The organism is Paenibacillus sp. CFBP13512, from assembly GCF_005233705.1.
GTDB lineage: Bacteria > Bacillota > Bacilli > Paenibacillales > Paenibacillaceae > Saccharibacillus > Saccharibacillus nuruki.
In genome coordinates this window covers 431,646-453,288 of the sequence record NZ_QGAD01000001.1, presented here as the reverse complement: position 1 = coordinate 453,288, position 21,643 = coordinate 431,646, and the positions used below count along the sequence as shown (strand labels likewise).

Sequence of the window (21,643 nt, the reverse complement as noted above, 5' to 3'; positions counted from 1 at the left end):
AGGAGTGTTTGAAGATTATGCTTAAAGACGATTGTTTATTTTGTAAAATTGTTGCAGGAACGATTCCTTCACAAAAAGTATACGAAGATGATCAGATACTAGCTTTTCACGATATTACACCTGCTGCCCCTGTTCATGTATTGCTTATTCCCAAAAAACATATCGACTCGATGAATGAAGTATCTCAAGAAGATTTGCCAGTTATCGGTCATATTCATGGCGTAGCGATACAATTAGCCAAAGAATTGGGCGTGGATCAAAGTGGATATCGTCTGATCAATAACTGTGGACCGGATAGCGGACAAGCGGTACAACATCTTCATTATCATTTGTTAGGTGGAGCCAATCTTGGCGCCCTGACAGGCATTTCGAGCTCTCACGCATAAGTCAAAATAACGTGTAAAAGAATAATAAAAAAAGATGTTCCAATACAGTCTAAAACGGGTATATAATAGAACATTAAAAAATTGCAGGCAAAACTAGCCAATCATATTGACACTTCATTCAACTTTCACCTATAATGAAAGTTGATAAACCGTGTTATTGTTCTTGGACGGTCTGGTCGGAGGGAGGGAAAACTAGTGTCTGAAACGAAAGTTCGCAAAAACGAAACAATTGATGCAGCACTTCGTCGCTTCAAACGCTCCATCGCTAAAGATGGCGTTCTGGCTGAGGTGAAAAAACGCAAACATTATGAAAAGCCGAGCGTTAAGCGTAAGAAAAAATCTGAGGCTGCTCGTAAAAGAAAGTTTTAGGAGGATTTACCCGTTATGAATCTTAGCGAACGATTAAACGAAGATATGAAGCAAGCAATGAGAGACAAGGCGAAATTCAAATTGTCGACTATTCGCATGGTTCGTTCAACGATTAAAAATCTCGAAATAGATTTGAAAAGAGACTTGGACGACACTGAAGTGCTTGATATTCTTAGTCGTGAGATCAAACAGCGCAAAGATGCCCTCCAAGAATTTGAAAAAGCAGGTCGTGATGACCTGACAAGCAACCTTAAAGCGGAGATTGAGATTATTTCCGAGTATCTTCCCACACAGCTGTCTGAAGAAGAAATTAAAGTTCTTGTAAAGCAGACCATCCAGGAAACCGGTGCTTCTTCAAAAGCCGATATGGGAAAACTGATGAGCGCCCTGATGCCTAAAGTAAAAGGTCGCGCAGACGGAAAAGTTGTGAATCAAACGGTTCAACAATTTCTGCAATAAACATATGTGAAAGCACCTCATTTTTTTATAAAGTGGGGTGCTTTTTTCTATGTTTATTTTATTAAAAAGGAATATAATTGAAACGTAACCATGATGTTTACGTATTATATATAGACTACCTTTTACCATGCTTATATGTATATTGTTTAATATCAGTATTATTGCTGTATTAAACAAAACACATCTGAACTGAAAGGGGCTAAGATCGAATGAACTCATCGCTTGACCAGATTGGCCGTATCAAGCGTCAGCTAAGTTTATTATTGTTAGGTTCACTGATGGCGATGCTTATCGTGGCAGGGATTTATCCACAATCTGCTAGTGCTGCATCTGCACCCGCTACTAGCAATAATGATGGTGCCGTCTACGTGATTCCTATTGACCGTCAAATTGAAAGCGGATTACAAAAGTTTTTGGTAAGAGGATTTGAAGAAGCGAAGCAAGCGAAAGCATCGTGGATTGTACTGGAAATGAATACGCCGGGCGGAGAACTTCAAGCGGCTGGTGATATTGGAGCGATGGTACGTAATAGCAGTGTACCTGTAGCTGTTTTTGTACAAGACAAAGCTGCATCAGCAGGAAGTTACATTGCTTTGAATGCAGATAAGATTTTTATGCAACCTGGAAGTACAATTGGTGCTGCTGCTATTGTAGATGGTAAAGGCAATCCGATTGATAATCCCAAACAGGTCGCTTATTGGAAAAGTGAAATGAGAGCTGCCGCACAGCTTCATAATCGTAACGCAGATATCGCTGACGGTATGACAGATGTGAACATGGTAGTATCTATGCCAGAGATTAATCAGACCAAAACAAAAGGACAGATTATTTCTCTTTCTAGTAATGAAGCATTGAAAGTAGGATTTGCAGACCAGATTCTTTCTTCTACCAATGCGGTTGTAACTGAATTAGGGCATTCACCTGAAGATATAGTGAAAGTACAACCAAGTGCTGGCGAAAATATCGCGCGGGTGCTAACTAATCCGATTGTAACCACATTGCTCCTATTTATTGGAATGGTCGGAATAGCTATGGAGATTATTATACCGGGATTTGGTATACCAGGTATCGTAGGTATTGTTGCTTTTGCATTGTACTTCTTCGGTAGTTATGCAGCTGGTTTCTCAGGATCTACTACATGGTTACTGTTTTTAGGAGGACTTATTTTACTGGTGCTGGAGTTGTTTATTCCAAGCTTTGGTATATTGGGTATTTTAGGATCAGCCAGTCTGATTACAGGGGTAGTGAAAGCCGCATATGATACAAGCGATGCTTTGTTATCTTTAGGTATCGCATTTGCTGCCGCTGCTGTAGTCGTCACACTGATTGCTATTTTGCTCAAAGAACGTGGCGTCTGGAATCGATTTATTCTCAAAGAACAACTTTCTTCAGAGCAAAGCTTTATGTCTCGTTTAACGAGAGAACAATTTTTGGGCAAAGAAGGAATAAGTGTAACGCCTCTTCGTCCGTCAGGTACAGTACTGATCGGCGATGAACGAATCGATGTCGTTACACAGGGTAACTTTATTGCGAGTGATCGTCCGATTCGAGTCAAGCAAGTGGATGGCAGTCGTATTATTGTCGAAGAAATAACAGAAGAATCTGCTCTGCACGCACAATTATTGAAAGAATAATTTCAAATATAGAAGTTATTCCATAGGTAAGGTATGGATAAACCGTTTCATTTTCTATTCATACCTTGATCATTTTAAAATGATATTGCTTCGTCTTCATTATGGATTCATATACACATATGTAGACAAAAGGGGTCATGTACGTTTACATATTTAGCCGTATAACCGATTCATTGAATCCAAGAATACAGGCAATGGGCAAGTCAGGTAACACAGATTGAACTATAAAAATTGGAGTGTGATGTGAATAATGAGTACAAGTGTATTGAGTATTCTCTTTATCGTTGTTGTCGCTATTATTATTTTAAGTGTATTTTTCAGTTTCTTCCCGGTTATGCTTTGGATCTCGGCTGTTGCTTCTGGCGTACGTGTAAGTATTATTACACTTGTAGCGATGCGTCTTCGTCGTGTAACACCTTCACGTATTGTGAATCCACAGATCAAAGCGCACAAAGCAGGTCTGGGACTTGATATGAACCAATTGGAAAGTCATTATCTAGCAGGTGGTAATGTAGACCGTGTCGTGAATGCACTAATTGCAGCACAACGTGCAGAGATTCCGTTGGAATTTGAACGTGCAGCAGCCATTGACCTTGCAGGTCGTGATGTACTACAAGCTGTACAGATGAGTGTTAACCCTAAAGTAATCGAGACGCCTGTTGTCGCTGCTATGGCTCGTAACGGTATCGAAGTAAAAGTTAAAGCTCGTGTAACCGTACGTGCGAATATCGAACGCTTGGTCGGTGGTGCAGGGGAAGAAACGATTATTGCTCGTGTTGGTGAAGGTATCGTTACAACTGTAGGTTCTAGTGATTCTCACAAACAAGTCTTAGAAAATCCAGATATGATTTCTCGTACAGTATTGCAAAAAGGGCTAGATGCAGGAACTGCTTTTGAAATTCTATCGATCGATATTGCGGATGTAGATGTTGGTAAAAATATTGGTGCAATGCTACAGACAGAACAAGCAGAAGCAGACAAACGTATTGCTCAAGCTAAAGCAGAAGAAAGACGTGCAATGGCTGTAGCTCAAGAACAAGAAATGAAAGCACGTGTTGTTGAGATGAGAGCGCGTGTTGTTCAATCCGAGTCCGATGTACCGCTTGCGATGGCAGAAGCTCTTCGTAAAGGACAAATGGGTGTAATGGATTACATGAACCTCAAAAATATCGAAGCAGATACTCAAATGAGAGGCTCACTTGGTAAATCAGAAGATTTCGATGGTAGTTCAGATAACAAGTCAAATAAATAAAGGTGTGCGATAATTGATGTTTGATTTCCTTATGGGTAATTTATATTTTGTCGCCATTATTGCTTTTGCTATCTTTTCTTTTGTCAAAACGCGTTCAGCAAAAAAGAAATCAGGCGGGCAACCTTCTGGGATGCCGACGTTTGGTGGAAATGGTGATCACAAAAAAAGATGGTTCAATGAACCTGAACGCACATCTGCTGAACCCGGTCCATTAGATGATGCACAGCGACGGTATCATGAGGCTCAGCAACGTTACGATGAGTCAGATACGTCTGAAAATGCTCCAGGATATGAAGATTCTGCGACTAGATCAGCTTCATCTATGCAAGAGCCTCAAATACCGAAGCCGGTCACTTCTAATCGTAGTGAAGTGGAGAAACGTTTAGATGCTATGCATAAAGATATTCAAGCACGCTCAATGCATTTGAACGCAGGAAGTCGAGTAGTTATCGAAGAATTAGATTCCGCATCGACTTCTAAAAATGCAATCGGGTCGGATGAACTTCGTAAAGGCGTGATTTGGGCAGAAATCTTAGGTGAACCACGTGCTAAACGTCCTTATAACCATCATAAATATGCAGTAGACAAGAAATAGGAAGGTATCAGCCGATCTCTATATGGAGATCGGTTTCTTTCTAATCTATCTTCGTTTTGTTTCTATCTTGACCGATGTATGGTAATGATAAATAATGTGCAAAAAATTTTGCATGACAAACCATACAATGGTAAAGTTTAGGGTAAAGATATTGCACTCAAGTTTTATAGTATAAATGCACACAGCAGTTTTATATTATTTTATTAATGAGGAGATTGAGGCTATTTGTTAGAGCAAACGCAAAGCACCAGAATTCCACTGCTTAATGCAGAAGAAGGATTGTCACTGTTTGGACCACAGGACAGTTTTCTAAAATTAATTGAACGCGAAACGGAAGCCAAAATTGGTAGTCGTGAAGCAGAGATTTCGATTCATGGTCCTGCACAAGCAGTAGAACAGATGACTCAGCTTTTCGAAGTATTATTACAATTAGTTCGCAATGGCTATGTACTTACAGAACGTGATATTTTATATGCAATAGAACTTGCCAAAGAGCTTCGAGCAGACCAACTGCTTGACTTATATAAAGGTGAAATTACACAGACGTATCGTGGGAAACCAATTCGTGTCAAAACGATTGGTCAGAAACACTATGTATCGACAATTAAAAAGCTAGATATTGTATTCGGCATTGGACCAGCAGGTACAGGTAAAACATATCTAGCTGTAGTCTTAGCAGTTGCAGCGCTTAAAGAAGGCAAAGCCAAACGAATCATTCTGACTCGTCCTGCGGTTGAAGCAGGGGAAAGCCTAGGGTTTCTACCCGGCGATCTACAGGAAAAGGTAGATCCTTATCTGCGTCCGTTATATGATGCCCTATATGATGTTATGGGACCTGAGCAGACAGCCAAAGCGCTAGAGCGTGGTCTGATCGAGATTGCTCCGCTTGCTTATATGCGTGGACGTACATTAGATGATGCTTTTATTATTTTGGATGAAGCACAGAATAGTACAGCCGAACAGATGAAAATGTTTTTAACCCGTTTAGGATTTGGTTCCAAAATGGTCATTACAGGTGATGTCACACAGATTGATTTACCTCGTGGTAAAAAGTCCGGTCTGGTGGAAGCTCGAATGATTCTGGATGGTATCAAAGAAATCGGATTTGTTATTTTCGGCGAGCAAGATGTGGTTCGTCATTCCTTGGTACAAAAAATTATTGTCGCTTATGATAAAGCTTCGGAAAATCTGGAGTAGTCGGCGGTCAGCGGAGAAAACAGAAACCGCACATTTTGAATATTCAGAAGTGAGAGGGCTGTATGTATGACTTCCAAAGAACCGTCCACACGCAATTTACTTGATTCTATGATCGCAGGTTGGAAAAATAGCAGAATGACCCGTTACGGAATGTTTGCTCTGCTATTTGTAGTGCTTTATGTCAGTCTGGCACCCAATCTGCTTCCACAGCGCTTTGATATTCAAGTCGGTACCGTGAGTGATAGCGATATTATTGCTCCGATGCAGATTCCGAATAACAAAACTACGCTTCAAGCGCAGGAGGCTGCTGCTGAACAAGTAGAATCTGTATACGCGATTGTATCGATGCGTAGAGAAACGGTTATTTCACAAATGTTAGATCGAATTGAATCTCTGAATCAAGATGATCAGATTACCAATGCGGATAAAGCACAGATTTATAGCGAAGAGATTCCACAACGTGCCCAAAATTCTATCGCTAACTTTATTCGGAATAACCGTGAAGCAGGTAAATATTCAGATAAGATGTTAGATGAAATGCAAAAAACGATAGGCGAGCAAACGTACAGTATTCCTGAAGAAACGTTTCTCAAAATTCCACGTCTATCCACATCTGAAATACAAGATATGCGTCAGGTCGCTACATCGATTATGTCTCGTTTAATGAGCGATCAGATAACAGATGCACAATCTGCACGTGCTAAAGTCGCTGAATTGGTCAGTACCAGTTCTCTAAGTAGCCGTACAGCTCGTGAAGTGGTGCAAGAGCTTGTCCGTGCCACACTCACAGCTAACAAGTTCTATGATGAAGAAGCGACCCGAGCGGCGAAAGTAGAAGCTCGTGAGAATACACCAACCGTCTATATTCAGCAAGGAGAAGTACTTGTTCCTAAAGGCGAGAAGATCACACAGGAAATGTATACATTGCTGGATGAAAATGATCTGCTCAAAAACGATGTGAATTATTGGCCTCAACTGGGTCTAGTACTGTTTGCCTTTTTGATTACTTTAGGGCTGTATATGTATCTACGTCAGTCTATTCATCAAGGTCGAACTTACAATAATGCGCAGTTGTTCATGTTGATCGTTATTTTTGCGATTGGTGTGATTTGCTTGCATCTGGTACGTATTTTGCAAATGGGTAATTCACCTTACTTTGGATTCCTTGTACCAGCGGCTATCGTGGTGATGTTAATTACATTGTTGCTTGATATTCAATTGGCGTATATTTCGTCGATTATTATGAGTATTTTAGCAAGTATTATTTTGAATATGAGTCAGCATGAATTATTCGATTATCAATTTGGATTTTTCACATTAGTGGTTTCATTTACAGCGATTCAATGTATTCATCGTGCTAGTCAACGTTCCACTATTCTCAAAGCAGGTATTATGAGTTGCTTCTTTGGAGCGATAGCTGTTCTGACATTAGTATTACTGAATGATGGAGAATGGACACGTATATCGATGATGTATGCTGTTGGATTTGCTTGTATTGGAGGGCTGATCACTACTGTATTGGTGCTTGGATTAATGCCGTTTTTTGAGACGACTTTTGGTATTTTATCTGCGCTTAAATTAGTAGAATTGTCGAACCCAAATCATCCATTATTGCGTAAATTGTTAATTGAGACACCGGGTACTTATCATCATAGCGTGATGGTAGGGAATCTGTCCGAAGCCGCCGCAGAAGCGATTGGTGCCGATGGATTGTTATGTCGGGTCGGTTCATATTATCATGATATTGGCAAAACCAAACGTCCAGGTTATTTTATCGAAAATCAGAACAATATTGGTAATCCACACGATAGTATTGATCCTAAGCTCAGCAAATCAATTATTATTGCTCATGCTCGTGATGGCGTAGAAATGCAGAAAGAGTACAAATTACCAAAACCGATCCGTGATATTGCTGAACAGCATCATGGAACAACCTTTTTGCATTACTTTTATCACAAAGCATTGAAGCTAGCAGAAGAACAAGAGATCGAACCGGATTTCACTGAAAATGATTTCCGTTATCCGGGGCCCAAAGCCCAGACCAAAGAAGCGGCTGTCGTAGGAATTGCAGATAGTGTAGAAGCGGCAGTACGTTCACTTAGCAAACCTACTGTAGAACAAGTAGAGACGATGATCGAGAAAATTATTAAAGGTCGCGTCGATGATAATCAATTTAATGAATGTGATCTAACGATGAAAGAACTAGATGTGGTCGCCAGAACGCTCAAAGAAGCCGTAATGGGGATATTCCACTCTCGTATTGAATATCCGGAAGACATCAAGAAACCGGATCAGAAGGAGAATAAAGCATGAGTTTACAGCTTGCATGGGAAAATGAACAAAATAAATATGAGATTACAGATGAGCTGATCACTACACTTGAACTGATTCTGCAAAAAGCAGGAGAACAAGAAAAAGTGAATGATGGTGAAGTTGCTCTTACTTTTGTTGACGATGAAGCAATTCATGAGCTAAATAAAGAGTATCGTGGGATTGATCGTCCAACAGATGTGTTGTCTTTTGCCATGCATGAATCGCTTGATGATGAATTAGATATTATCTATGATCCTGCATTAACTGGACAGGATACACCACTTCCAGGCGATATGTTAGGCGATATTATTATTTCGGTGCCACGTGCTATTGCTCAGAGCGAAGATTATGGGCATTCGGTAGAACGGGAACTTGGTTTTTTGTTTGTTCATGGTTTTCTGCATTTGTTAGGGTATGATCATCAAGATGATGAGACCGAAGCCGAAATGATGGGCAAGCAAGAAGCGGTATTACAACAAGCAGGATTGACACGCTGATGAAAAAAAGAACGTGGAGAGCCGTATTTTTTTCTGCGGCAGAAGGAATTGCAGACACTTTTCGGACAGAACGTAATTTTCGTATTCATGTATTGATTACATGTATTATCATTATCGCCGGAATCCTTTGTCATGTATCTGCTGTAGATTGGATGCTGCTAACATTAGCGATAGGTATGGTGCTCGGAGCGGAATTAATGAATACCGGTGTTGAAGCTGCTGTAGACCTATGCTCTCCCGATTGGCATCCCTTTGCCAAAAAAGCAAAAGATGCCGCAGCAGGAGCTGTTCTTATTTCTTCTATCGTTGCGATTGTGATTGGTCTTATTGTGTTTGTAGAACCTTTTTTATCATGGTTCACCCGATAAATAGTGTGTATGACTATAACGTATACGTTCCCCTCTAATGACTTGAGGTATAGAGTCAGGAGGGGATTTTATCTTTTTTTGTGCAAAAAGTTCTAGAACATCATATAGATTAGTGGGCGTAAACGTCTAAATCGTGTAATATATAAGAATAGGCAGTGTATGGAAACGATCAATACGATACATGTTCAGGAGGATTACCATGGAATCATCACAATTATTACAAGAAGCTATTCTTGCTCGTGCCAAAGCCTATGTACCTTATTCCAACTTTGCTGTCGGTGCAGCATTGCTTGATCGTAATGGACAAGTGCATCACGGCTGTAATATTGAAAATGCAGGCTATACTCCTTGTAATTGTGCAGAACGTACAGCGTTGTTTAGTGCGATTGCGCAAGGGCAACAACCCGGCTCTTTTCAAATGATGGCTGTTGTTGGAGATACAGATGAACCGATTGCTCCTTGTGGAGTATGCCGTCAGGTGATGGTTGAACTATGTCAACCGGATATGCCTATATTGCTCGGAAATATGAAAGGCGATACGCGGTTGACGACAATTTCAGAATTGTTGCCACATGCGTTTGGACCGTGGAATTTAAATAAATAAGCGGAATCGTTGAGAACTTTATATACACAGACTTGTACTACCAAAAAGCAATTTAATATGACAGGAGCTATTCTAAAGAATAACTCTTGGAACGGAGAATGATATGTCGAAAAAACATTTTAAATCAGGGTTTGTGGCTATTGTCGGCAGACCAAATGTAGGGAAATCCACACTAATGAATCAGGTGATCGGACAGAAGATTGCGATTATGTCTGACAAACCACAGACTACACGTAACAAGATTCATGGCGTATTTACAAGAGATGATAAACAAATCGTTTTCTTGGATACACCGGGTGTGCATAAGCGCCAATCCAAATTGGGCGATTATATGAATCAGACTGCACTAAACACACTTAGCGAAGTAGAAGCTGTTCTATTTTTAGTTGATGCAGCTGAAGGACTAGGTGGCGGAGACCGCTTTATTATTGAACATCTGAAAAAAGTAAAAACACCTGTTTTTCTAGTGATCAACAAAATTGATCAAGTGGTACCTGAGCAGTTGTTGCCTATTATTGATCAATATCGTAAATTGCATGAATTTGCTGAGATTATTCCGATCTCTGCCAAACTCGGTAACAATGTAGATACACTGATGGAGCAAATTGGTAAGTATTTACCAGAGGGCCCTCAGTATTATCCAGACGATCAAATTACAGACCATCCAGAACAATTTGTATGTGCTGAGTTGATTCGTGAGAAAATTTTGAATCAGACACGCGAAGAGATTCCTCACTCCATTGCAGTAACTATCGAAGCAATGAGTGTAGAGCCTAACGGTGTAGTTAATATTTCAGCGGTGATCTTTGTAGAACGTGATTCTCAAAAAGGAATCGTTATCGGTAAACAAGGAGCATTATTGAAAGAAGTAGGTAGACAAGCACGTATGGATATTCAGAATTTGCTAGGTTCTAAGATTTTCTTAGAGCTATGGGTAAAAGTGAAAAAAGATTGGCGTAATCAAGATAGTGTGTTGAAAGATCTTGGTTTCCATCGTAATGCTTAATCTATAGTTAAATCGGGTTAATTATTTCATATCACTTCAATACAGATTCAGGATCAAAAAGCAGAGCATAGAATTGTATGCTCTGCTTCTTTTAAATTCAAAATGGACTATATTCATAATCAGATAGGGAGATGAGACATGCTATACAGGGTGGAAGGGATTATCATCCGCAGCATGGATTATGGCGAAGGGAATAAAATTGTTACGTTGTGTACAGAAACACACGGTAAGATAGGTATTTTTGTACGCGGAGCCAAAAAGCCCAAAAGCCGCCACGGTGCTATGGTACAGCCGTTTACGTATGGTGAATATTCCTTTATTCGTAATGGAACAGGTCTAGGTACTCTTAATCAAGGTGAGATCATCGAATCGAATCATAAGTTACGTGAAGATGTATTTTTAGCAGCTTATGCGGCTTATGGCTGTGAAATGGTCGATAAAGCACTCCAAGAAAATGAAACAGGACGCTTCTGGTTCGATCAACTCAAAGCTTTTCTTTCTTTTCTAGGCGAAGGCAGAGATCCTGTTGTACTTACTACGTTGTTCGAAATGAAAATTCTGCAAGCGACTGGATACTCTCCGCAAGTGGATGCTTGTATTTTTTCAGGCGAAACCGAAGGGAAGTTTTTCCTCAGTCCAGGACTTGGTGGTATTTTATCAGAACGTGAACGTCGTCAAGATCCAGCAGCTTTTGCAGTTTCTCCGGGAACGCTCAAGTTGTTACGATTATTTTCTAGATTGGATATTCGTCGCCTTGGTAATATTGATGTCAAAGATTCAACCAAAGCAGAGCTAAAAAAAATTATGGATGCTTTTATGGAAGTTCAGTTAGGGCTTAAATTGAAATCCCGCCGCTTCCTAGATCAATTGGATAAGTATGAAACTTCACTTCAAAACCATGTTGACGAATAGTCTAAAGTCAGATATGATCTAGGTTATAACTTGTGTATTATATACACACATGATGCGTTGACCGGATTAGTAAGCAGATGATCATCGTCTTTGGATAGCGAGTCAGGGATAGTGTAAGCCTGATGACGACCATGTGCCCAATGGCATCCGTGAGCATATGAGCTGAATAGAAAAGTGGATGACATGCAAATGTCTTCAAATAGGGTGGAACCGCGGGAATACAACTCTCGTCCCTATGTCTGTACATCAGGCGTAGGAACGGGAGTTTTTTGCGTGCGATGCAGATGATACATATTCAGCGAAATCACCTATCAACTATGAAGATAAAGGAGTAATGTCAATGAATTTCCAGCAAATGATTTTGACACTGCAAAATTTTTGGGCAGCTCAGAACTGTATTATCGTACAGCCTTATGATACTGAAAAAGGTGCAGGAACAATGAATCCAATGACGTTCCTACGTTCGATTGGACCTGAACCGTGGAATGTGGCTTATGTAGAACCTTCCCGCCGTCCTTCAGATGGTCGCTATGGTGAGAACCCTAACCGTTTGTATCAGCATCATCAATTCCAAGTAATCATCAAGCCTTCACCAGATAATATTCAAGAATTATACTTGGATAGCCTCAAAGAATTAGGGATTAATCCGTTAGATCATGATATTCGTTTTGTAGAAGACAACTGGGAAAATCCATCACTCGGCTGTGCAGGTCTAGGTTGGGAAGTATGGCTAGATGGTATGGAAATTACTCAATTCACTTATTTCCAACAAGTCGGTGGTATTGAGACAAATCCGGTAGCTGTTGAAATTACGTATGGTATGGAGCGTCTAGCTTCTTATATTCAAGATAAAGAAAATGTGTTTGATCTAGAATGGGTGAATGGCATTACGTATGGCGATGTATTCCATCAACCTGAAGTAGAGCATTCTACGTATACATTTGAAGTCTCCGATGTAGCGATGTTGCTTAATCTATTTAGCACGTATGAGCAAGAAGCGAAGCGTGCTATGGATCAGAACTTGGTATTCCCTGCTTATGATTATGTTTTGAAATGTTCACATACATTTAACTTACTGGATGCACGTGGAGCGATCAGTGTCACCGAACGTACAGGCTATCTGACTCGTGTTCGTAACTTAGCACGTCAAGTGGCAGCTACGTATCTGGAAGAGCGTGAGAAGTTAGGCTTCCCGATGTTGAAGAAAGGAGATGCTTAATCATGGCAAAAGACATATTACTTGAAATTGGACTGGAAGAAGTACCTGCACGCTTTTTACGTGCAGCGATGAACCAATTGCTTGATAAAACAGTCAAATGGTTAGACGATTCTAGATTGACTCATGGAGAAGCAAAAGCTTTTGCAACCCCACGTCGCCTTGCGGTATGGATCAAAGATGTCGCTGAAAAGCAAGAAGATATCAATGAAGAAGTGAAAGGCCCTTCTCGCAAAATTGCTCAAGATGAGACAGGTGCTTGGAGTAAAGCAGCACTTGGATTTGCACGTAGTCAAGGTGTTGATCCCGAAACATTCACTTTCCGTGAACTGAGCGGAGTTGAATATATCTATGCTCAAAAGAGCAGTGTAGGTATCAGTACAGAAAGTATTGTTGCTGAAGCATTGCGTAACATTATTACGACAATGACATTCCCTAAAAATATGCGTTGGGGTACACATGATTTCAAATTTGTACGTCCTATTAAATGGATCGTTGCATTATGGGGACATGATGTGATCGACTTTGAAATTACAGGCGTACACACAGGACGCACAACACGCGGTCACCGCTTCTTAGGTAGTGAGACTGAGATTGCTGAGCCTACATTGTATTTAGAAGCTCTTCGCAATCAACATGTTATTGCTGATATTGAAGAACGTGAAGCGATGATCAGTGCACAGATCGCTCATTTAGCGAGTGAAAAGAATTGGCATATTGATGTCAAAGAAGACTTGCTAGAAGAAGTATTATTCCTAGTCGAAACGCCGACTGTATTGTACGGAGCATTTGATCCTGCATTTTTGAATATTCCGCAAGAAGTATTGATTACTTCGATGCGTGAACATCAACGTTATTTCCCTGTACTGGATGAAGCGGGTCAATTATTGCCTTACTTTGTAACCGTACGTAGTGGAGATAATCGTTCTTTAGATATTATTGCTAAAGGAAATGAAAAAGTGTTGCGTGCACGTCTGTCTGATGCCAAATTCTTTTATGAAGAAGATCAGAAAGTACAGATTGATACAGCACTTGCCAAGTTAGAAAATATTGTGTTCCATGAAGAGATTGGAACAGTAGGCGATAAAGTACGTCGTATTCGTCAAATCGCAGATCAATTAGCCGTACAACTTCATGTGACGCCTGAGCAAGCAACAGCAGTTAGTCGTGCAGCAGATATTTGTAAATTCGATTTGGTCACTCAAATGGTCTACGAATTCCCTGAATTACAAGGGGTTATGGGTGAAGACTATGCACGCAAAGCAGGCGAAAGTGAAGAAGTATCGCGTGCGATCTTTGAACATTATCAACCACGCTTTGCAGGCGAAGCTTCTCCAGCATCATTAACAGGAGCACTTGTCAGTATTGCCGATAAGCTGGATACCATTGTAGGTTGTTTCTCAATCGGGATTATTCCTACAGGTTCGCAAGATCCATATGCTCTTCGTCGTCAAGCAGCAGGGATTGTACAAATCTTGCTTGAGCATCAATTATCACTGACTTTAGAACAATTATTTGATATTGCCCTAAATATTCATCAAAATTTAAGGAATATGAAACGTTCTTACGATATAATACGTATAGAACTATATGACTTCTTTGGACTTCGTGTGAAAAAATTGTTGTCTGAGCATCTTCGTTATGATGTTGTAGATGCAGTTATCGCATCAGGATTCAATCATATTGGTTCTGTGGTTGCTCGTGGTCATGATTTGATGAAAGTGGTTCAAGAAACACCAGACTTCAAGTTGACGATCGAGTCTTTTGGACGCGTATCTAATCTTGCAGCGAAGTCTTCTGGTGTAGCTGTACAACCAGCATTGTTTATCGAACCAGCAGAGCGTGAATTATACGCTTCATGGCAAGCCGCTACTACAGAATATCGCACACTGCTTGCAGCTAATCGCACAGCAGAAGCTTTAGCATTATTGTCTTCTTTACGTCCAGCAATCACTGCCTTTTTTGATCAAGTGATGGTTATGGCAGAAGATGAAGCTGTACGGGAAAATCGCCTTGCTTTACTAGCAGCGGTCGATCAAGATATTCGTAGCTATGCAGACTTCTCGAAGTTGGTTAAATAAAAGATAATAACAGATTTACAGATATAACTTTAAATGAACGACTAAATACAGCTATACGGAACGACGGCATTTATGTCTTGTCGTTCCGTATTTTCTACTTTTATAAACGAACGTATGCTCCATAGGAAGTCCCGATGAGAGGGGGGATGGAAATTGGAAAGTAACAAGCCATTCCACCCGCGTACGATTGTGGTGGATGGAGATGCTTGTCCGGTCAAAGCAGAAATTGCAGAGACGGCACGAGCATTTCAGACACCTGTTTTAATGGTGTCTTCTTTTGATCACAAGATTTATGCAGAAGAAGGTGTATCTGTGGTTCAAGTGGATCGCAGTGATCAGAGTGCTGATCTGTATATTGTGAATCATGTGCGTCCAGGAGATATTGTGATTACACAAGATTATGGTTTGGCAACGATTGCTCTAGCCAAGCAATGTCGAATTCTTTCTTTTCGAGGAATGGAATTTGATAGTGAGAATATAGAATTCCTGTTGGCACGCCGACATGCACAAGCTAAAGCACGTCGTAGTGGCAAGTATGGTAAAGGCCCTAAGCCTTTAACAACAGAAGATAAGAAAAATTTTCAGTCCCAATTAACAAAACTTTTAACAAATTTGCAGGAGATCGACTCCTAGCTATCGAATATTATGTATCGTGTGAAAAGAGATGAAGGTGGTAACAATGAGCACCGGACATAATGGTGGTATTCCTGACGAAGTGATTGAAGCTGTACTTCAGCACAATGACATTGTTGATACGGTAGGCAAATATGTTCATTTGACCAAACAGGGGAAATATATGAAAGGCCTCTGTCCATTTCATTCGGAGAAGACGCCTTCTTTTACAGTGACGCCTGATCGTCAAATTTTTTATTGTTATGGTTGCGGAGCAGGTGGCAATGCAATCAAGTTTAGAATGGAGATTGACGGGCTTTCTTTTCCAGAGGCTGTAAAGTTGATGGCAGAAGAGTCACATATTCCTTTTCAGGATGGTAAAGGTGGAGGAGTGGCTCCTCGTGATCAAGAGCTTGAGCGTTTATTACAAGCTCATGAATGGACAGCCAAGTTGTTTCATTACCTTTTGAAAAATACGGAACATGGCAAACCAGCAATGGAATATTTACGTGCCCGTGGATTCGGGGATAAGCTGATTGATCAATTTCAAATTGGCTATGCGCCTGATCGTTGGGATACGCTAGTTCAATTTTTTGAAAAACGCTCTTTTGATCTCAAAGAAATGGAAAAAGGCGGCTTACTTTCTTCCAAACAAGATGGTTCTGGATATGTTGATCGATTCCGCGGACGAGTTATGTTTCCAATCATGAACCGAAGCGGCAGGATTATTGCATTTGCAGGTAGAATCTTGGGAGAAGGGCAGCCCAAGTATCTCAATTCACCTGAGAGTCGTTTATTTAACAAAAGTCGTACTCTCTATAATCTGAATCTTGCTAAGTCTGCTATTCGTAAACAAGGGCAGCTGGTATTGATGGAAGGTTTCGGTGATGTGATTGCATCATGGGATGCGGGGGTACAACATAGTGTAGCGACGATGGGCACAGCGCTTACTGAGAATCATGCTTCTTTAATGAGAACACTCACAGAAGAAGTTGTGATTTGTTATGACGGTGATAATGCCGGACAAGCAGCAGCGCTCAAAAGTATTCCGATTTTGGAAGAAGCAGGCATGCGCGTTAAGATCGCTTTATTGCAAAACGGGCTCGATCCGGATGAGTATATTAAAACATACGGAGCCGAACGTTTTGCAAGTCAAGTGATTGATGGTGCGGTGTCAACAACCAAATTCAGGCTTATTTATGTGAAACGAAATTACAACTTGTTAGAAGAAGATGGCAAAGCGTCTTATGCTCAAGAAGCATTAAAAGTGATTGCCCAGCTATCTTCACCGACAGAGCGAGAAGTATACCTTAGAGAGTTATCAACCGAGGTAGGTGTATCGCTTGAAAGTCTCAAACAAGATTGTAATTTGATGCGTCAGACTTTGAATAGGACTCGTCCGCAAGGACAGAATGGGAATCGCAGTTCTGGAAATGGTAATTCTAGAAAAGCTCAGGGTACACCTACTCTGTTACCGGCTTATCATGCGGCAGAGCGTCGCCTAATTGCAATGATGCTACAAGATGCTGAAGCGGCAACTTATGTATCAGAACATCTAGGAGATGCTTTTAATATTGCTGATCATGCTGCGATTGCTTCCTATATTTATGCTTATTATGCGCAAGGTAAGCCACCCGATGTAAGCCGATTTATTTCGTCGCTTCAGGATGATCGGCTAGAAAAGACAGCGACTTCGATCCTTATGATGGATACCCCTCATGGTGACAGTACGCAAGTTTTGCAAGATTGTATTCAACAGATCAAAAAGTTTCCACAACAGAAACAAGTAGAGCAAAAAAGAGAAGAAATGCTACGCGTTGAAAAGTCAGGTGATTTTTTACGTGCTGCACAAATTGCAAGTGAGATTATCGCCCTAGAAAGACAGTAATTGTCTTGTACGGATAGTTCTAGGGAGGAGGGAGTCGAAAGATGGCGAACGATCAGCATACTGAATTAGAAACCGAATTAACATTAGATCAGGTGAAAGAACAATTAATAGAGGTCGGCAAAAAAAGATCCTCTCTGAATTACAAAGATATTATGGAAAGACTGGCTCCATTTGACCAGGATTCCGAGCAAATTGATGAGTTTTACGAGCAATTGGGTGATATAGGTATCGAAGTGGTCAATGAAGGCGACGAAGAAATTACAATGCGCCCTAGTACCGATCGTGAGAGTTCAGATAGCGAATTTAATTTCGACGATGACCTTGCGCTTCCACCAGGTATCAAGATTAATGACCCGGTTCGTATGTATTTGAAAGAAATCGGTCGTGTTCCTCTATTATCAGCAGATAATGAAGTCGAATTGGCTAAACGGATTGAAAATGGCGATGAAGAAGCAAAACGTAGATTGGCTGAAGCTAACTTACGTCTCGTGGTTAGTATTGCTAAACGTTATGTGGGACGCGGAATGTTGTTCCTTGATTTAATCCAAGAAGGTAATATGGGTCTAATCAAAGCGGTTGAGAAGTTTGACCATACAAAAGGATACAAATTTAGTACGTATGCTACTTGGTGGATTCGCCAGGCGATTACGCGCGCAATTGCCGATCAGGCAAGAACGATTCGTATTCCTGTGCATATGGTAGAAACCATCAATAAATTGATTCGGGTTTCCCGTCAATTGCTACAAGAATTAGGACGCGAACCTACACCAGAAGAAATCGCTGCTGAAATGGAACTAAGTGTCGAAAAAGTTCGTGAGATTATGAAAATTGCTCAAGAACCTGTTTCGTTAGAAACGCCGATCGGTGAAGAAGATGATTCTCACTTGGGCGATTTTATTGAAGATCAAGATGCTTTGGCTCCAGCAGATGCTGCGGCTTATGAATTGTTAAAAGAGCAATTGGAAGATGTTCTGGATACTTTGACAGAGCGTGAAGAAAATGTACTTCGTCTACGCTTTGGTTTAGATGATGGACGTACGAGAACGCTTGAAGAAGTTGGTAAAGTATTTGGTGTTACGCGTGAACGGATTCGTCAGATTGAAGCAAAAGCACTTCGTAAGCTTCGTCACCCAAGCCGTAGCAAACGTCTGAAAGATTTCTTAGAATAGAGTATACAAAGAGACCTTCTGCTTATAGCGGTAAGGTCTCTTTTTGTATCACGATGTTTTTTGGTTTACATATCAGTCAAAATTCGTTTTTTACAGATTCATTATGTAAGGGGTTTACTTTTGCTCCCAATTAAGCGATATATAACTATAGAAGAACATAACAGGCTATAATGCAAGTATAGCTGTTATCAGTATCTAATAATCGGTTACAATCGGCTGGCAGCGCATAGATCGAGCAATGGCCTAGTGATGAATAGGGAGTGGGAAAGTCGTGGATCGGGGGAAACGGGAAGTTATTTTGGATGAAATTGAATACTGGCGGGAAAATCGCTTGCTTCCAGGGCATTATTGCGATTTTTTGATGAATTTGTACGATGTGGATCAAGAGCGGAGTGACAAAAAAGTACTGTCGATGAATTCATTACAACAGGGCAATATTCGCACATGGTTGTTTACTTTTATCGTGGTATGTTTTATTTGTTTGACTATTTTGTATTTTGCTACATTCCCATTTTTAGTACAGCTGGTATGTATACCGTTATTTACGGCTTTATGTTATACTGGCGGAATTCGTCTGCGTACACGTAATGCGCTGGCATCGTCATTTTTATTAGCGATAGGTAGTTTGCTCATGTTGGGATTAGGTATATTTTTGATTCGTGAACAGGGCATGGATGAACGTGTTTTTACAACGCTGTTAATTTTGGTTTGCGCGATAATATGGTGTATACTCGGTTATATTATTTCGAGTCCTGTGTTATTGTATATAGGGTTTGGTGCTTTTGTATTATTATATGCAGGGTTCTTTGCTCAGGTTCAACCTAAAGCTTCATGGTTGATGTTACAAGGGCTATGGTTACCTATTAGTTTGTTATTAATGTGGTTTTGCTGGCTTGTACATCATCGTGGCAAAAAAATGGCGGCTGTTTATTTTACAAGTAGTCTTGGAGTCTGGTTTATGCCGGAGATTGATGAAGTCTTTCTACGGGGACAAATGCCAGAAGCATTCGCACTATTTTGTATGGTAAAAGTGGCATTGATATGTATTATTTTATTTGTACTTCGAAAAAAATGGATAGCGTGGGTGGCTGCATGAAATTATCAACACGATTAACAAAAATTGCAGAGCAAATTCCGACAGGAAGCCGGTTGGCGGATATTGGTTCCGACCATGCCCTTTTGCCGGTTTTTGCTATGCGTAAAGGTATAATTACAGAAGCAATTGCAGGGGAAGTCAATGTAGGTCCTCGTGATGCGGCTCAGCGTCAGGTGAATGAAGCAGGGCTCAAAGAAAAGATCAATGTAAGATTAGGTAATGGACTTGCTGTGATCGAGCCTGGCGAGGTGGATGTGGTAACAATCGCAGGAATGGGCGGCGTATTGATCGTCTCCATCTTATCGGAAGGCATTGATAAATTAGCAGGTGTACAACGTCTTGTACTTCAACCTAATGTCGGCGAAGAAAACGTACGTCGCTGGTTACTAGAACATGATTGGTTTTTAAGTCATGAACAAATTTTAGAAGAAGACGGACGTATTTATGAAATTTTAACAGCAGATCGTCTGCCTGATGCGAGTGTGCAAAATCAACAATTATATGCAGGAATAACGTTAACTGCTCGCAGTACAGATCACCAAGTGAATGATTATCATGTTGATCAAGATAGCTTGCTACGTTTTGGACCTTATTTAATTCAAGAAGGGTCTACCATTTTTCAACACAAATGGTCTCAAGAAATCAATAAACTTGAAAAAGTAGCTGCTTCAACAGGCAAGTCTGAAAATGAAGAAGCACAAGCCAAATCGGCTGCTTTTCGCCAACAGCTTCAAACCGTGAAGGAGGTTCTAGTATGCTTGCAAAAGGACAAACTGTAATTCAATATATGGAGCAATTTGCACCTAAAAGTATCGCTGTACCTGATGATCGAATTGGTCTGCAATTAGGAACACTACAAAAGGATATTCGTAACATTCTGGTTGCTCTTGATGTAACAGATGAGGTGGTCGATGAAGCGATCGCTCTTAATGTTGATTTGATTATTGCTCATCATGCGATTATTTTCCGTGCTCTTAAAAGTATCAATACCAGTACGCCAATGGGTAAATTGTATGAAAAGCTTATTAAGCATGATATTGCAGTCTATATCAGTCATACGAATCTAGATATCGCTGAAGGTGGAGTCAATGATTGGATGGCGGATGCGTTAGGGATTCGTCAGACAGTACCGATCGAACAGACATCTACAGATTCTTTATTCAAATTAGTCACTTTTGTACCTGATACTCATGTAGAAGGTGTACGTAATGCGATTACTGCGGCTGGTGGCGGTCATATCGGTGATTACAGCCATTGTACGTTTACTTTGGAAGGCACAGGTACATTTCAGCCGGAAGAAGGCAGTGAGCCTTACATAGGGACTACAGGTAAATTAGAATCGGTATCTGAGATTCGTCTGGAAACAGTCGTTCCTTCCAGTCTGCGCAATAAAGTGATTCAAGCATTAATCAAGTCTCATCCTTATGAAGAAGTAGCTTATGATCTGTATCCGTTAGCAGATAGCGGTAAAGTATATGGTCTAGGTCGTGTAGGTAAATTAGATGCTCCGGTGAGTCTTGCTCAATTTGTCGATACCGTTAAACAAGGATTAGATGTATCGATTGTACGAGTAACTGGTGATCTTCAGCGTACGATCAAAAAAGCAGCAGTGCTTGGTGGATCAGGTAGTCGCTATGTGAATCAGGCTTTATTTAAAGGTGCAGATGTAATTGTTACAGGAGATATTGATTATCATACTGCTCAGGATGCACTGATGGCTGGAATAGCGATTATTGATCCCGGGCATAATACAGAGAAGATTATGAAGTCAGGACTGGCTGAGGTTATTCGTAAGCGACTACAAGCAGATAAGTACGATACTCAAGTGCATGCTTCTACAATCAATACGGAACCTTTTCAATTTGTATAAAAGTTAATCGGGTACAAAAGTTATGTTAATCTTTGTATTTAAAGATTTGAAGCCATATATCTTTGTGTTAATTATCGTGTGCTTTACAAAATGTACTGTGCGAAATGTATCGAAATAGC

21 protein-coding genes are annotated in these 21,643 nt (G+C 40.5%); all 21 read left to right on the top strand.

Annotated elements, in window-relative coordinates:
- Positions 1–17: 17 nt before the first annotated feature.
- Positions 18–386, top strand: coding sequence for a histidine triad nucleotide-binding protein (locus PaeCFBP13512_RS02035; protein ID WP_137220780.1), 369 nt, complete (start codon positions 18–20; stop codon positions 384–386).
- A gap of 195 nt (positions 387–581) precedes the next feature.
- The gene (rpsU, locus tag PaeCFBP13512_RS02030) at positions 582–755 is read left to right on the top strand and encodes a 30S ribosomal protein S21 (protein ID WP_005547957.1); all 174 of its coding nucleotides are present in this window, start codon (positions 582–584) and stop codon (positions 753–755) included.
- Between the two features lie 15 nt (positions 756–770).
- Positions 771–1,214, top strand: coding sequence for a GatB/YqeY domain-containing protein (locus tag PaeCFBP13512_RS02025; RefSeq protein ID WP_069329837.1), 444 nt, complete (start codon positions 771–773; stop codon positions 1,212–1,214).
- Positions 1,215–1,423: 209 nt separating this feature from the next.
- Positions 1,424–2,848: an NfeD family protein gene (locus tag PaeCFBP13512_RS02020; RefSeq protein ID WP_069329836.1), complete on the top strand. Its 1,425-nt coding sequence runs from the start codon at positions 1,424–1,426 to the stop codon at positions 2,846–2,848.
- Between the two features lie 250 nt (positions 2,849–3,098).
- Complete coding sequence (floA, locus tag PaeCFBP13512_RS02015) at positions 3,099–4,100, top strand: flotillin-like protein FloA (protein WP_069329835.1); 1,002 nt, start codon at positions 3,099–3,101, stop codon at positions 4,098–4,100.
- 31 nt (positions 4,101–4,131) lie between these two features.
- Positions 4,132–4,695 (top strand): hypothetical protein, encoded by a 564-nt coding sequence (locus PaeCFBP13512_RS02010; protein WP_137220779.1) that lies wholly within the window; start codon positions 4,132–4,134, stop codon positions 4,693–4,695.
- 225 nt (positions 4,696–4,920) lie between these two features.
- Entirely contained in the window at positions 4,921–5,892 is a 972-nt protein-coding gene (locus PaeCFBP13512_RS02005) for a PhoH family protein (RefSeq protein ID WP_069329833.1), read from the top strand.
- Positions 5,893–5,958: 66 nt separating this feature from the next.
- Positions 5,959–8,205, top strand: coding sequence for an HD family phosphohydrolase (locus tag PaeCFBP13512_RS02000; RefSeq protein ID WP_069329832.1), 2,247 nt, complete (start codon positions 5,959–5,961; stop codon positions 8,203–8,205).
- Positions 8,202–8,702: an rRNA maturation RNase YbeY gene (gene ybeY, locus PaeCFBP13512_RS01995; protein WP_069329831.1), complete on the top strand. Its 501-nt coding sequence runs from the start codon at positions 8,202–8,204 to the stop codon at positions 8,700–8,702. The genes PaeCFBP13512_RS02000 and ybeY overlap by 4 nt, the downstream gene beginning before the upstream one ends.
- Positions 8,702–9,070 carry a diacylglycerol kinase family protein gene (locus PaeCFBP13512_RS01990; RefSeq protein ID WP_069329830.1) on the top strand — a complete coding sequence of 123 codons (369 nt, stop codon included), beginning with the start codon at positions 8,702–8,704 and terminating at the stop codon, positions 9,068–9,070. Before ybeY ends, PaeCFBP13512_RS01990 begins: the two co-directional genes overlap by 1 nt.
- Positions 9,071–9,269: 199 nt before the next feature.
- Positions 9,270–9,674, top strand: coding sequence for a cytidine deaminase (gene cdd / locus PaeCFBP13512_RS01985; RefSeq protein ID WP_069329829.1), 405 nt, complete (start codon positions 9,270–9,272; stop codon positions 9,672–9,674).
- Positions 9,675–9,777: 103 nt separating this feature from the next.
- The gene (gene era, locus PaeCFBP13512_RS01980; protein ID WP_069329828.1) at positions 9,778–10,680 is read left to right on the top strand and encodes a GTPase Era; all 903 of its coding nucleotides are present in this window, start codon (positions 9,778–9,780) and stop codon (positions 10,678–10,680) included.
- Positions 10,681–10,818: 138 nt separating this feature from the next.
- Positions 10,819–11,592, top strand: a complete 774-nt coding sequence (gene recO / locus PaeCFBP13512_RS01975; protein WP_069329827.1) for a DNA repair protein RecO — start codon at positions 10,819–10,821, stop codon at positions 11,590–11,592.
- Between the two features lie 340 nt (positions 11,593–11,932).
- Complete coding sequence (gene glyQ, locus PaeCFBP13512_RS01970) at positions 11,933–12,811, top strand: glycine--tRNA ligase subunit alpha (RefSeq protein ID WP_069329826.1); 879 nt, start codon at positions 11,933–11,935, stop codon at positions 12,809–12,811.
- Positions 12,812–12,813: 2 nt separating this feature from the next.
- Positions 12,814–14,889: a glycine--tRNA ligase subunit beta gene (gene glyS / locus PaeCFBP13512_RS01965; protein WP_069329825.1), complete on the top strand. Its 2,076-nt coding sequence runs from the start codon at positions 12,814–12,816 to the stop codon at positions 14,887–14,889.
- Between the two features lie 153 nt (positions 14,890–15,042).
- Entirely contained in the window at positions 15,043–15,522 is a 480-nt protein-coding gene (locus tag PaeCFBP13512_RS01960; RefSeq protein ID WP_069329824.1) for a YaiI/YqxD family protein, read from the top strand.
- A gap of 46 nt (positions 15,523–15,568) precedes the next feature.
- Complete coding sequence (gene dnaG / locus PaeCFBP13512_RS01955; RefSeq protein WP_069329823.1) at positions 15,569–17,389, top strand: DNA primase; 1,821 nt, start codon at positions 15,569–15,571, stop codon at positions 17,387–17,389.
- A gap of 41 nt (positions 17,390–17,430) precedes the next feature.
- Positions 17,431–18,558 carry an RNA polymerase sigma factor RpoD gene (gene rpoD, locus PaeCFBP13512_RS01950; RefSeq protein WP_069329822.1) on the top strand — a complete coding sequence of 376 codons (1,128 nt, stop codon included), beginning with the start codon at positions 17,431–17,433 and terminating at the stop codon, positions 18,556–18,558.
- 271 nt (positions 18,559–18,829) lie between these two features.
- Positions 18,830–19,654 carry a hypothetical protein gene (locus PaeCFBP13512_RS01945; RefSeq protein WP_069329821.1) on the top strand — a complete coding sequence of 275 codons (825 nt, stop codon included), beginning with the start codon at positions 18,830–18,832 and terminating at the stop codon, positions 19,652–19,654.
- On the top strand, positions 19,651–20,433 hold the full coding sequence (locus PaeCFBP13512_RS01940; RefSeq protein ID WP_137220778.1) for a tRNA (adenine(22)-N(1))-methyltransferase: 783 nt from the start codon (positions 19,651–19,653) through the stop codon (positions 20,431–20,433). The genes PaeCFBP13512_RS01945 and PaeCFBP13512_RS01940 overlap by 4 nt, the downstream gene beginning before the upstream one ends.
- A complete protein-coding gene (locus tag PaeCFBP13512_RS01935; RefSeq protein WP_137220777.1) occupies positions 20,409–21,524 on the top strand; it encodes a Nif3-like dinuclear metal center hexameric protein in 1,116 nt (371 codons plus the stop codon). The genes PaeCFBP13512_RS01940 and PaeCFBP13512_RS01935 overlap by 25 nt, the downstream gene beginning before the upstream one ends.
- The last annotated feature ends 119 nt before the right edge of the window (positions 21,525–21,643 follow it).